The following is a 13,217-nucleotide window of genomic DNA, read 5'->3' on the forward strand; positions in this document are numbered from 1 at the left end:
GAATTGTTTAGACAATTACAAGCAGACTGATTTTTATTTGTAAGTTTTTCTGTAGATTTTCGTCAGATTGTGTAGTTTCCAAGATAAATTGAATGAACAATTTTAGTGAAACTATATGTAAGCGTTTTCTGAATTTTCACTAAAAACCCTTTTTGTTGTTTCGCCGCCAAAGCCTTCATTTGAACATATATTTAGGTGTAAAGGAGTGGTACAAGCAGCGCATGACAAGTTCTTTGAAGATGTGTAACATGTTTTCGTGCCTATTTGATCGCATTTTTTGTCATCCGCCAATTCAATAGGGTACTTTTTGATTTTTGATTGGAGGAATCGTATGAAAACAGCAATTTCTAATAATACACAACACGCATGCCAGTCTTCTGTTGATCAATGGGCAGAAGAAATACGTCCGTATTACAAAAACGGGCAGAACGCTGGCTACATTCCAGCACTCGGAAAAGTAAATTCCTCTCAACTTGGTATCAGCGTGATAGGCCCAGATGGATCATCTGTACGTTATGGTGATTGGGACGTTCCCTTTACCCTGCAAAGTATCTCAAAAGTCATCAGCTTTATAGCTGCCTGTTTAGGAAGAGGCGTTCCGTACGTCTTGGATCGGGTAGATGTAGAGCCAACTGGTGATGCATTTAATTCCATCTACCGCCTTGAGATGCATAAACCAGGGAAGCCCTTTAATCCAATGATTAATGCTGGAGCTATTACCGTATCCTCCATCCTTCCTGGAAAGACTTCTACAGAAAAGCTAGCATATATTTTCGATTTAATCGAAAACTTAATAGGGAAGCGTCCTTCTGTTAATGAAGAGGTTTATCAATCAGAATGGGCAACTGCACACCGCAACCGGGCACTTGCTTATTATTTAAAAGAAACCAATTACTTAGAATCAGATGTCGAGGACACGTTAGAAGTGTATTTAAAGCAATGTTCCATTGAGGTCACAACAGAGGACATCGCCTTGATTGGACTGATTATTTCAAGTGATGGCTACCATCCCTTTAAACAAGTCCAAGTCATCCCAAAAGATATCGCAAGACTAACAAAGGCATTGATGCTGACATGCGGCATGTACAATGCGTCTGGTAATTTTGCCGCTTTCGTAGGCGTTCCAGCCAAAAGTGGTGTGTCTGGAGGAATCATGGCTTGCGTTCCGCCAAGCGCAAGAAGAGAATTCCCATTTCAGACAGGCTGCGGTATCGGCATTTATGGTCCTGCCATTGACGATTGTGGAAATAGTATTACCGGTGTCATGATGCTGAAGAAACTCGCCAAAGAGTGGGATCTCAGTATTTTTTAAAAAGAACAGTGATGAATTCGAAGAGGTGATGTTATGAACGAAAAAGCTTTGCTATCTTATTTAACAACTACAAATGATTTTATTTGGACTTATCTTGTCATTGCTCTGTTACTTGGAGTAGGGGTCTACTTCACATATAGATCACGCTTCTTGCAAGTCAGAATGCTGAAAGAAATGCTGCGTGTTCTAAAAGAAGGAAGAAAAGAAAAAGAGGGAATCTCACCGTTCCAAGCATTTGCCATCAGTATGGCAGCACGTGTCGGAACAGGGAATATCACAGGGATTGCTATCGCTATTGCGATCGGTGGACCTGGCGCAATCTTCTGGATGTGGATCGTAGCGATTATCGGTTCTGCTTCGAGCTTTGTTGAAAGTACACTAGCTCAGGTGTATAAAGTAAAAGATAAAACAGGATTCCGCGGTGGACCTGCTTATTATATGGAAAAAGGGTTAAACAAGCGCTGGATGGGAATTTTATTTGCCATCCTGATCACGATCTCTTTTGGGATTGTCTTTAACGCAGTGCAATCAAATACAATCACCGTCGCTTTTCAAAACTCTTTTGGTCTAGATCGCTTAACTGTCGGAATCGTTATGGCTGTTATTTTTGCAGCGATTATTTTCAAAGGGATCAAAGCGATTGCAAAAGCATCTGAATATATTGTCGTGGTTCTTGCCGTTGCTTACATCGGGATTGCTTTCTTTGTGATTGTCACAAATATTACTGAACTGCCAGGTGTCATCAGTACGATTGTGAAGCACGCTTTCGGATTTGAACAGTTTGCCGGCGGTACACTAGGTGGAGCATTGTTACAAGGGATTAAACGCGGTCTCTTCTCAAACGAAGCCGGTATGGGTAGCGCCCCTAACGCAGCAGCAACTGCTGTCACGAGCCACCCCGTCAAACAAGGGTTAATCCAAGCATTTGGTGTGTTAACAGATACGTTAATTATATGTACAAGCACAGCCTTTCTTGTCCTGTTCTCTGATGCGTATAAAACAACCAATCTGCAAGGAATTGAGCTAACTCAGGCTTCATTAAGTCAGCACATTGGGCCTTGGGCTTCTGGATTCCTAGCGATCATGATTTTCTTATTCGCTTTTAGTACGTTAATCGGTAACTATTACTATGGTGAAACGAACATTGAATTCTTGGGAGCGAATAAAATTTGGCTCAACATCTATCGTGTGGCTGTCATTGGCATGGTTCTATTCGGAGCCATTGCCACTGTTCCTCTCGTTTGGGGTCTGGCCGACTTATTCATGGGTCTCATGGTCATCGTCAACCTCATTGCCATTACCATGCTGTCTAAAGTCGCCTTTGCAGCACTGAAGGATTACATGCGACAGAAAAAAGAAGGCAAAGATCCTGTTTTCTATAAAAACGCCGTTCCGAACAATGAACAGATTGAATGCTGGGACGACGAACCTGTTTCCTTGAAAAAGAATCAAATCGGATAAAACAAATAAGCTCTGGTCATATGATCAGAGCTTATTTCTTTATGTCAAAAATTCGAGTATGAGCTTATTCACGACATCTGGTTTCTCATGATTGATCCAATGAGTGGCATCATCGACAAAAATCAGCTGTCCATTTGGGCAAATTTTAATCGTTTCTTTTGCGAGCTTTCTGCTTAAAAACTTGTCCTCCATTCCCCAGATCATGCGGACAGGAACGAGAATTCGTTTGGAAATCGGTTTTTCAAAGCCGCCTTTTTTAATCGCTCGATACCAATTCAACATGGACGTAATGGCTCCAGGTTGCGTCCATGCCAACTTATAGCTTGAGACATCTTCTTTTGTAAACAAATGAGGTCTAGCAGATATTCCAATGGCTTCATCCAGTCTTTGAAAGTGATTTTCTTGAAGGGCTGCCTCCGGTACATTTGGAAGCTGAAAGAATGCGATATAAGAGCTCTTCTTCCACTGCGGCGGATAAAACGGAAGAACCTTCATCATCACACGCGGATGCGGCATGTTGACGATGATTAATTTCTCTACATATTGAGAACGGGTTGAAGCAAGGTGCCAAGCAACCGCTCCGCCCCAATCATGTCCCCCGACAATAGCCTTTTGATTTGGGCTCAGCGCCTTAATTAATCCCACGATATCATCTCTTAATTTGTCTAAGACGTATGATTCGACTCCTTCTGGTTTGTCACTCAGATGGTATCCCCTTTGATCAGGAACAACGACACGATACCCCGCCTCAGCCAGGGGGAGGATTTGATTTTTCCAACCATACCAAAACTCAGGAAATCCATGCAGCAGAACCAGCAGTGGGCCATCTTCAGGACCAGCCATTGCTGTATGGAGCTTTATGCCGTTTGTTTGAATATATTGAAACTCAACTTGATCCATTCCTTTTCCACCCTTTCCCCATGTCTTATCATTCTTCCAACATAGCATATTTTCCATTTTTCAGAAAATAAAAACACTCACAAAAAAACCTTCACAAGGGTGAAGGTCTTTATTTATTTCATATAATTCAGCACCCATATCAGACCATTCTTCCGATCTTGTACTTGTCCATGAAGTGCGCCAAAAAACGTATCCTGTAATTCTACAAGGACATCTCCGTCAGCTTCAAGCGCCTCGTATACAGCCTTTAACTCTTCCTCATTGTCAAACTGCATGATCAATCGAAGATTCTCCGGTTTTGGTGTGCGGCCAAATGTATCTGAAAAGTGGAGCAGTGATTCTCCAAGGTGTAGCTCAGCATGCAATACACGGTCTTGATGTTCATTTAAGATACGAATATCTCCGCCAAAAATTCCTTGATAATATTGAAGAGATTCTTTGACGTCTTCTACGACAATATAAGGACTAACGCTGATCATTTCCCTCATCCTCCTCTTGTTCCGTTCATTATCTCTTATATAGCTTATCCCAAATCGTATGAAAAAAGGCACAAATCGTCAACGGATTTGCACCTTTTTCTCAAGCAGATTTCGCTAATTCACTATGTTTGTTAGAATATGCTGCGTACATGACGACACCGATCATCAGCCAAACCCCGAAGTACAGCCATGTCCGGCCTGGTAAATTGAGCATCAGGAACACACAACAGCCCATCGAGATAATTGGCAAAACCGGTACAAACGGAACCCGGAATCCCCTTTCCAGCTGTTTATGTGTCTTTCTCAAAATGAGTACGGATAAGCTCACCATCGCAAACGTTAATAATGCACCGATATTGGCTAGGTTGGACAGATCCTTCAAATCAATAAACCCTGAAATAACAGCTGTCATCCCGCCAATCACCCATATACTGGCAACAGGTGTATCACTTTTGTTTGTTTTTGAAAACACTTTAGGCAAGAGCCCGTCCCGCCCCATCGCAAAAGCAATTCGAGTTGCCGCATAATTATTGGCGAAAATCACAGCCATCAATCCAATCACAGCACCGACAGAAATAATACCAGCCACGCTATGTTGATGGACACTTTGCAATACATAAGACATTGCCTCTGTCACATTCAACTTCGTATAGTGCACCATGCCTGTCATGACCAAACAAACGACAATATAAATGATCGTACAAATGAGCAATGAACCAATAATGCCAATTGGCAGGTTCCGCTGTGGATTTTTCACCTCTTCTGCAGAAGCCGAAATGGCATCGAATCCTAAAAAGGCAAAAAACACAGCAGCGGCTCCAGCAATAATCCCTTCCGTACCAAACGGCATGAACGGCTGCCAATTGGCTGGCTCTACATAAAAACCACCTACTACAATGAAAAGAACAATAATGCCAAGTTTCACAAACACCATGATATTATTGAATTTTTTACTTTCTTTCGTTCCTCTAGATAGGATCCACGCAATGAGTAAAGCAATGATAATTGCTGGCAAATTCATATATCCGCCTTGTTCTGGACCAGCTAAAAATTGATGTGGAATTGAGATTCCAAACCCCTCCAGCAGACTGTTAAAATAACTCGACCAGCCACTCGCTACAGCTGAAGCAGTCAGCATATAAACAGATAATAACGTCCATCCCATGAGATGACCTACGAGTTCACCCATTGTGGTATATGAATAAATGTACGCACTGCCGAACACAGGCAGCGCGGAAGCCATTTCTGCATAACAAAGTGCTGCTAAACTGCACACAATCGCTGCGATCGCAAAGGAGAAAATAACAGCCGGTCCTGCATCTTTAGCTGCTGTAATTCCGGTTAACACCATGACCCCCGTCCCAATCACAGCCCCTATGCCAAGGAGCGTGAGATCGAGCCCGCCTAGTGTTTTCTTTACCTTTTGCTGTCTGCTCTGTTCTAACAAATCGTGAATGTGTTTCTTACGAAGTATATGTCGCAAACCCTTTCCCTCCAAAACGTTAGAAAAACAAAAAATCATTCAAATTTCATTATAGCAGAATAGGTCCTACGCATTCACAACCAATTCACGTAAATCTTTCTTCATGATTTTACCAAGTTTATTCTTTGGCAGATCCTGCGTGAAATGAATGGATGGCACTTTGTAATCTGCTAAACGTTCCTTGCAGTAATTCACCACATCTTCTTCGCAGAAATCGACAGATTCGTCTTTTACGATATACGCACTTGGTACTTCACCATATAAGTCATCTGGTACCCCAATGACAGCAGATTCAATTACACCTGGAATTTGATCAATGACCTCTTCCACTTGGTCAGGATAAATATTATCCCCACCGTATAGAATCACATCTTTGTATCTCCCTGTGATATAAAGAAAACCGTCTTCATCCAGATAGCCTGCATCCCCCATATGGAACCAGCCATCTTTGAGCACTTTCTCTGTCGCTTCAGGTTGATGATAGTAGCCTAAGAAATAAAATGGGCTTCTCATGACGACCTCACCAATTTCTCCAGCTGGGAGCGCCTCCTCTGTCTCAGGATGCACGATTTTGACTTCTACATCCGGATCCACTTTACCAGCAGAGCCCATCTTATCCTCGCCCATCGCTGGATGCCACGCACTCACAACCCACGCTTCTGTACTTCCATAGCCATGCATCATCTGAATGCCTACTTCTTTGTAATCTTTAATTAAGCGTACCGGTACCTTCGTACCACCAGAAATCGCAATTTCAAAAGATGAGAGATCGTACGAACCGCGCTTCATTTCTTCTAGCATGTACGTATAAGCTGATGGGAAAGCCATCATAAACGTAATTCTTTCTTTCTCAATCGTTTCTAAAATGCGTTTCGGTGTTGCATCATGTAAGAAGACTAACGTATACCCTTCAATTGCAGCTGCAATCAAGTGATTAATAGAACTCATATGATACAGCGGATGACTTGCCAAGTACCGTTTTCCTTTCAGATCAAATCCTCGATTCCCACGTCGTGTTAAAAATTGATAGATTCGTCCATGTCCGACCATACAGCCTTTTGGATTGCCTGTTGTACCTGAGGTGAATAAAATCATGGCCAAATCTTCTTCTGATACCTCTTCAGCAAGATCAATGCCATCATTAGACGCCAATATGTCTTCAAACAGCTGTGTTGTTTTCGCATTGACACCAGATTCCACCATGAGACAATCTTCTAAAGACACATTCACTGCCGCAATGATGTCGCGGAATTCACGGTCAAAAAATAAAGCCTTTGGCTCTGCTTTTTTCAAGATACCTTCTAGCTCAAAAGAGGTAAGTTGCCAGCTAAGCGGTACGGCGACTGCACCTGCTTTAATGGCTGCCAGCATAATCGTAGAAAAGTGATGATGGTTTTGACAAATAAAGCACACCCGGTCACCTTTTCGAATTCCTTTACGATGTAAGTAATGCGCCAGCTGATCAATGCGTTTTGCATATTCTTCAAATGTATAAGACACACCTCCGCCAGTTACCGCTTCAATTTGTGAAGAGCGTTCCATTCTGTCGTTTAGTAATGCCTGTAAAGTATTCAATATCTTCATCTCCAAACGTTTGATGTCCAATAGCCAATTTCCAGTGAATTGGATTGGCAGATTTTATCTCATTCACATTCTAAAATAAAAAGAGGTGAAAGTAAAATCATTTCATTTTGGAATTGTTCCTTTTATTAATTGATAATATAGGTAATTTTATAGCCGTCTTCCATTTTGGTTTAAATGATGATGCTTATTATGATAAGATAGACCTAGTAATTGATCGGAAAATGCGAATGCAATAGGAAAAGAGGTATGGAGAATGCAACATTTCGAGCTAGAGGCAAGTTTGTTAGACCATGCACTGACAAAGTATTTAAAGGCGACGAAACGAATAGATGAAGAGAATATCCCGAAAAACGTCACGAATGTAAAAGGGTTTATTTTACGCATCATCTACCGCCATCAATCATGTACTGTGAAAAATATTCTGCAGGAAGTTTCATTATCTCCCTCCGCAACAACAACCGCTCTCAATCACTTAGAAGATGAAGGGCTGATTATCCGCTCTAGAAATAACAATGACCGCCGTACGGTATGGATTACACTCTCTGAATCAGGTGAACAAATCGCCAGACAAATGATCGACAATCGTCAGCTGCTTGTCAATCAACTGTTCAATCACCTATCAGAAGAAGATAAAAAAACATTTTTTGAATTAATCGAAAAAATGATGGACGAGCGCACATTAAAGGCTTAGGAATTATCCTAAGCCTCAGATTTTTGACAAAGGGCTAAAATGAACTTTATTTTAGCCCTTTGTTTTCTTTTAGCGTGATAGAAAACCTTTGCAGTCTAGGAAGGACACGTACTGGCGCGGAGTGAATGTGACATTAATGAGCACCAGCACGCAGGACTGACACCGAATGCGAGGGTTCATGCATGTAAATAGGGATGCTGTTCCACAAGGGAAAACAAAATAACCCGCCGATTGATTCGACAGGCTGTTTATTCAAAGCTGTGTAACGCGTTACACAGCTATTTATCTTCGACAAACACCAAATCATACTGAGCAGAGGTCTCCCCACCCTCCATCATGTTCCCTTCCTGTATAAAATAAGGGCACATACCTGGACTTTGTGCTTCTTCAAATTGTTCAAACACTTGCTCAATATAGCCAGGCAGCAGCAAAACCAACATTTTATTTGAATGAGACACGAATTCATACAAGTGAACGGTATTCGGAGGAATATAGGCAAAATCCCCTGGCATCAAGCAAATATTTTCTCCGTTTAACTGAAGATTGATTCTGCCTTCAACACAATAAAGTGCTTCTGTATGCATTTCATGATAATGCGAACGTAATCCTTTTCCCTTTGTCCCTTCAATCACAAAATAACTAAATCCGTCTCCTGTTGTTTCCGTTGTCGCAATCAGCTCATGAAGCTGACCTTCGACCATGTATTGCTTTCCTTCACCAGCCTCCAGCACATATGGCTGCACTGCGCGCGGGAGCTGACTATGAAACAAAACAGCTGGCTTGGTTGTATTGGATAGCTCCCTAATGCCGTGCATCAATATGATATCGCTTTCTTTTTCAGCCTGATGAAAGCTGTCTGCATCAAATGGGTGATCAGTCATCGGCCATTCATTCTGCAACAGCCTCTTTCCGATTTGCTGATAGACATCTGTCATTTGTCCGCCCAGTGTATAAGAAATAAACCTTGTTTTGTGACTATGCATTCTATAGCCATGAATTGTTTTGGGCGGAATATGAATATAATCGCAGGCCGTCACCATATACTTTTTACCGTCCAGTATCACTTCCAGCTTCCCTTCCAGCACAAAGATGGTTTCAAATAGCGTCTCATGACAATGCAGCGGAAAGTAAGCACCTTTCCCACCTGTGATTAAGACAAGCTCAAACAGTTGATTTGTTTGATTTGCTTCTGCCAGCACATGTACAAGCTGATTTTCCAAACCATACAGCTCCCCCGAACCGGACACGGTATAAAAAGAGGTATCTTCGGATTGCTTGATCGATTGTGGTTGCTCCGACATCCCATCACTCCTCATGACTAATTGACTATCTTTATTATATAGACCAATTGATATAATAGATAGGCAATATGCGAGAGATTTTACTCTTCTCGCATAAATAAGTGTCTAAGGTAACATTTTACGTGCTCTAAAGGTGTCGTTTGCTTTAATGCAGTAGTCATTGATAATCCGCCGATGACCATTGAATGAAGGAGAGATGCCCGCTCATCCGCTTTTATTTCATCATATCCGCTATTCATCAGCTTTTTTTTGACAAGCTCTTGCCAGCGGATCATTTCTTGTTTGCATGCAGCATGAAGTTTTGTATGTTCAGGTTTTGACTCTGCCGCCAGTAAGACAATCGGTATCCCTCTTTCACTTTCTTGCTCCATAAAACCCCGAATAATATTTGTCATAAAATGATCGACGGCGACATATGGGTCATCAGAATAGGCAAAGCTTGCTTCAATTTGATCGATGACCCTTTGACTAATATATTCAACGGCTGCTATGGCTAGCTCTTCTTTTCCATTTGGAAAGTAATAATAAAGAGATCCTTTCGGCGTGCCGCTCTCTCGAATGATTTGATTCAACCCTGTCGCATGATACCCCTGTTTACGTAAAAGAAGTGCGGCCGTTTGAATGATTTTGTCCTTCGTACTCACGTGTGACACTCCTTTCCTCCATAGACCAACGTCGATGCCATTGTATTATTGATTCAGTAATGGATGCGTTCCTTTCCATAATGAGGATGATTCTATTTCTGACGCCAGTCTGAGCAGCCAGTCCTCTTTTCCTTTCGGTGCTGTCACCTGTACGCCTAAAGGCATGCCTGCTTCTGTGAGATGAACTGGCACACTCATAGATGGCTGGCCGGTTAGGTTAGCCAGCTGTGTAAATGGTGTGTAGATCAAACTCTTGAGGAACATTTCATAAATCAGATCCTGCTGTGCTTGCATTGAAAGGGATGACACACGTAACAATGCAGCAATTTCTTGATCGTTATGCATCAGCTCGCCAACCTTTGGAGCCGAATAGGCAGTAGCTGGGGTCACATATAGATCGTAGGTTTGATGAAATGCGGCCATTTTTGCAGCGGCCATATCCCATGCATCAAGACTTTCTGTATAAGCAGCAGCTGTCACATTTTTTCCTGCTTCCGCCAGTACCCATGCCACAATATCTGTCTCCTCAGGCTTCACCGGACGCCCGAATGAACGAGCCAGAGAGGTAAATAAGGCAGACATTTCACCGCTGTTCATGACATAATATTGCTGCATCAGATGGACACCATCAATGTCCGGCTTCGCTTCCTCTATTTGATGCCCTTGTTCACTCAGCCATTTCACAGTGTTCAAGACTGCCTGCTTTGCTTCCTCACTCACCTTCGTGCCTACTGGAGAGTCTACACTGTAAGCAATTCGCATAGAAGAGGTTCGTTTCACCAAATCCTCCTGATAGCTACCGTCATATAATGGCGTTTGGAACGCAGCCTCTGGCTGAATGACTTGAAGCAAATCAAGCAGGGCTGCACTGTCTCGAACTGTTTTTGTGAGCGTAAAGTCAATGGAAGCTCCTTGCCACTGCCTTCCTGCACCCGGGCCGACCGGTGTTCTCCCCCTTGTTGGCTTGAGTCCAAATAAACCAGTAAAGGATGCCGGAATCCGAATAGACCCTCCGCCATCACTCGCTCCACCCGCCGGTACGATGCCGCTTGCCACAGCTGCTGCCGTCCCGCCGCTTGAACCGCCCGGAGAATAGTCAGCATTCCAAGGGTTTCTCGTCGGACCATATAAAAAGGGTTCTGTCACATTTCTCAATCCGAATTCAGGTGTGTTCGTATGACCGATCATGAGGAGCCCAGCCTGCTTCAATCGACGGACAAAGTGGGAATCTGTTTGCGCCTTTACATCCTTCAACAGCAAAGCACCCGCCGTCAAAGGTTCATGCTCCAGCCCCTGCGATATATTTTTCAACACAAACGGAACACCAGCAAACGGCTGATCCGCATCTAGTGACTTCATGTCTTTGAACACTTGATCTCGCCTTGTCTGAATCACCGCATTTAGTACTGGATTCACTTCTTCCAATCTAGCAAATGCAGCTTGTACAAGCTCTTCGGGCGTGACCTGCTTTTTCTGCACAAGTGACGCCAGTCCCGTCGCATCATACGTCATATACTCTTTTACATTCATCGGCATGTCCTTCTTTCTCATATTATGATCTCTCTATTGTCTACTAGAATTCTATGAAATTCAATTTCGGGATACGTGTGAAAAAAACTTTCTTTCTAGACTATGATTCTTCTAACCATCTATCTTATTTCTCCGATATAATAAAGAAAAAAAGACGGAGGTCACCTCATATGCAAGGAGCCATTGCCTTGAAAAAGAAAATCGTCGTGGTCATCGCGTTTCTTCTTGCTTTGACAACTGCTTTGCCCTTCCATTCGCAGGCAGTTGCACCACCAAAAGAAACAGATGTCATCATCGTCTATAAAAATCAAAAAGGAAAACAGACGGCTATTCAAGAAAGTGAAAAAGTGAACGCTCAATACATACACCTTCCAGCTGTAGCAGTGACAGCAGATGAGCAAGCTGTCACCTCACTTAAAAAAGACCCGAACATCGCTTATGTTTCAAAAAACGTCAGGGTCAAACTCGCTGCTTCTACCGTGAAAAAAACGGCTGCTGCTACTGGTCAGGATGCTTTGGTACAAAAATCTTATAACTTGCAGAAGCTCAATGTAAAGCAAGCAATCAAAGAAGGCGTGACAGGGAAAAATGTGAAAGTAGCCGTTCTCGATACTGGTATTTTCCCACATGAAGATTTAAAGGTAGCCGGCGGTAAATCATTCGTCGATTACACGTCTTCTTACAAAGATGATGAAGGACATGGAACACATGTCGCCGGTACAATTGGGGCGCTCAATAATGATTACGGTACGGTCGGCGTCGCTTCTGGTGTGAAGCTGTATGCTGTAAAAGTATTAGATAAAAAAGGAGAGGGCGACTTATACAGTCTGCTCCGAGGCATTGATTGGGCGATTAGCAATAAGATGGACATCATCAACCTAAGTCTAGCTTTTGAAGATAACATTCCGATTTTACGTTCAGCAGTTGATGAAGCATACAAAAAAGGACTGCTGGTCGTTGCTGCAAGTGGAAATGATGGAAAGAAGAATGGGATTAGTTATCCTGCCGCATACAATAGCGTCATTGCTGTTTCCGCAACGACAGACAAAGACAAACTCGCCTCCATCTCTAATACGGGGAAAGGAATTGAATTTTCCGCTCCCGGCGAGAACGTCATCAGTACCTATTTGAAAAATGAATATTGGTATGCCACGGGTACATCACAAGCGGCACCGCATGTCACAGGGATGCTGGCGCTCTTAAAACAGCTACATCCTAAGAAAACAAATGTTCAGCTCCGCACTTTATTGCGCAGCTATACAGTGGATCTTGGTGCAAAAGGAAAAGATCCACAATTCGGCTATGGCCGCGTGCAATATGTGCCGCAGTCAACCTTTTTAAAGGCTGCGACAAGCGCAGTCAAGACAGCCGAAACATCTAAAAAACAGACAGATGTTGATCAAGCCAAAACGAAAATTGGCAGACTCACTGCCAGCAAGCAAAAAACCGCACTCACTGACCGAGTCAAAAAAGTCCAAACAGCCATTGATATTCGTGACGCACGAGCGAAGGTCAAATCAGCTGAAAAAAGTAAAACCCAAGGCTCGATTAAAAGTGCCCAAACGGCCATTAAAAAGCTATCCAAAGGCAAAGAAAAAACAAGCCTGCAAAACCGGCTCGACAAAGTCAAAAAACAAGTCGCCTATCAAAAGAAAGTGACAGATGCCAAACAAAAAGTCAAAAAAGCCGAAGCCAAACGAACAAAGAAAACAAAAGCAACCGCTCAAAGTGCGGTCAAACAACTAAAAGCATCTAAAACAAAAACTGATTTACAAAAACGAATCAACCGGATCAAGGTTTGATAAAAAAACGATTCCTTTCAGCAAGGAATC

11 protein-coding genes are annotated in these 13,217 nt (G+C 42.7%); 4 read left to right on the plus strand and 7 right to left on the minus strand.

Features of this window, described 5'->3' with window-relative positions; all coding sequences use genetic code 11:
- Window positions 1-331: 331 nt before the first annotated feature.
- Together KVT11_RS16920 and KVT11_RS16925 are read left to right on the plus strand one after the other, a co-directional pair.
- Window positions 332-1,312 (plus strand): glutaminase, encoded by a 981-nt coding sequence (locus tag KVT11_RS16920; RefSeq protein WP_008342152.1) that lies wholly within the window; start codon window positions 332-334, stop codon window positions 1,310-1,312.
- 33 nt (window positions 1,313-1,345) lie between these two features.
- Window positions 1,346-2,773 carry an alanine/glycine:cation symporter family protein gene (locus KVT11_RS16925; protein ID WP_046342539.1) on the plus strand — a complete coding sequence of 476 codons (1,428 nt, stop codon included), beginning with the start codon at window positions 1,346-1,348 and terminating at the stop codon, window positions 2,771-2,773.
- A 39-nt stretch (window positions 2,774-2,812) separates the two neighbouring features.
- Here KVT11_RS16925 and KVT11_RS16930 read toward each other — a convergent pair whose 3' ends face one another.
- The 4 genes from KVT11_RS16930 to KVT11_RS16945 form a co-directional block, all read right to left on the minus strand.
- Complete coding sequence (locus KVT11_RS16930) at window positions 2,813-3,673, minus strand: alpha/beta fold hydrolase (RefSeq protein WP_217609090.1); 861 nt, start codon at window positions 3,671-3,673, stop codon at window positions 2,813-2,815.
- 113 nt (window positions 3,674-3,786) lie between these two features.
- Window positions 3,787-4,152 carry a VOC family protein gene (locus tag KVT11_RS16935; RefSeq protein ID WP_008342155.1) on the minus strand — a complete coding sequence of 122 codons (366 nt, stop codon included), beginning with the start codon at window positions 4,150-4,152 and terminating at the stop codon, window positions 3,787-3,789.
- A 100-nt stretch (window positions 4,153-4,252) separates the two neighbouring features.
- Entirely contained in the window at window positions 4,253-5,635 is a 1,383-nt protein-coding gene (locus KVT11_RS16940) for an amino acid permease (protein WP_017358611.1), read from the minus strand.
- Window positions 5,636-5,701: 66 nt separating this feature from the next.
- On the minus strand, window positions 5,702-7,210 hold the full coding sequence (locus KVT11_RS16945) for a class I adenylate-forming enzyme family protein (RefSeq protein ID WP_116307368.1): 1,509 nt from the start codon (window positions 7,208-7,210) through the stop codon (window positions 5,702-5,704).
- 262 nt (window positions 7,211-7,472) lie between these two features.
- Between KVT11_RS16945 and KVT11_RS16950 the strand changes: the two genes are divergently transcribed.
- Window positions 7,473-7,910 (plus strand): MarR family winged helix-turn-helix transcriptional regulator, encoded by a 438-nt coding sequence (locus tag KVT11_RS16950; protein WP_007498406.1) that lies wholly within the window; start codon window positions 7,473-7,475, stop codon window positions 7,908-7,910.
- A 278-nt stretch (window positions 7,911-8,188) separates the two neighbouring features.
- Here the strand turns inward: KVT11_RS16950 and KVT11_RS16955 are convergent, their stop codons facing one another.
- The 3 genes from KVT11_RS16955 to KVT11_RS16965 form a co-directional block, all read right to left on the minus strand.
- Window positions 8,189-9,211 carry a quercetin 2,3-dioxygenase gene (locus KVT11_RS16955; RefSeq protein ID WP_035390571.1) on the minus strand — a complete coding sequence of 341 codons (1,023 nt, stop codon included), beginning with the start codon at window positions 9,209-9,211 and terminating at the stop codon, window positions 8,189-8,191.
- Window positions 9,212-9,291: 80 nt separating this feature from the next.
- Complete coding sequence (locus tag KVT11_RS16960; protein WP_079920288.1) at window positions 9,292-9,855, minus strand: TetR/AcrR family transcriptional regulator; 564 nt, start codon at window positions 9,853-9,855, stop codon at window positions 9,292-9,294.
- A 45-nt stretch (window positions 9,856-9,900) separates the two neighbouring features.
- Window positions 9,901-11,385 carry an amidase gene (locus tag KVT11_RS16965; RefSeq protein ID WP_116307366.1) on the minus strand — a complete coding sequence of 495 codons (1,485 nt, stop codon included), beginning with the start codon at window positions 11,383-11,385 and terminating at the stop codon, window positions 9,901-9,903.
- A gap of 188 nt (window positions 11,386-11,573) precedes the next feature.
- On the opposite strand from KVT11_RS16965, the gene KVT11_RS16970 reads away from it, so the two are divergent.
- Window positions 11,574-13,187, plus strand: a complete 1,614-nt coding sequence (locus tag KVT11_RS16970) for a S8 family peptidase (protein WP_223255657.1) — start codon at window positions 11,574-11,576, stop codon at window positions 13,185-13,187.
- Window positions 13,188-13,217 lie beyond the last annotated feature (30 nt).

Origin of the sequence: Bacillus sp. GbtcB10 (genome assembly GCF_019091365.1) — a bacterium.
In the GTDB taxonomy this organism is placed as follows: domain Bacteria; phylum Bacillota; class Bacilli; order Bacillales; family Bacillaceae; genus Bacillus; species Bacillus altitudinis.

What these genes read in the sequence shown, in the direction of transcription:
- KVT11_RS16920 (WP_008342152.1), top strand. Translation starts at nt 332, where the DNA reads ATGAAAACAGCAATTTCTAATAATACACAACACGCATGCCAGTCTTCT.
- KVT11_RS16925 (WP_046342539.1), top strand. Translation starts at nt 1,346, where the DNA reads ATGAACGAAAAAGCTTTGCTATCTTATTTAACAACTACAAATGATTTT.
- KVT11_RS16930 (WP_217609090.1), bottom strand. Translation starts at nt 3,673, where the DNA reads ATGGATCAAGTTGAGTTTCAATATATTCAAACAAACGGCATAAAGCTC.
- KVT11_RS16935 (WP_008342155.1), bottom strand. Translation starts at nt 4,152, where the DNA reads ATGATCAGCGTTAGTCCTTATATTGTCGTAGAAGACGTCAAAGAATCT.
- KVT11_RS16950 (WP_007498406.1), top strand. Translation starts at nt 7,473, where the DNA reads ATGCAACATTTCGAGCTAGAGGCAAGTTTGTTAGACCATGCACTGACA.
- KVT11_RS16955 (WP_035390571.1), bottom strand. Translation starts at nt 9,211, where the DNA reads ATGTCGGAGCAACCACAATCGATCAAGCAATCCGAAGATACCTCTTTT.
- KVT11_RS16965 (WP_116307366.1), bottom strand. Translation starts at nt 11,385, where the DNA reads ATGAATGTAAAAGAGTATATGACGTATGATGCGACGGGACTGGCGTCA.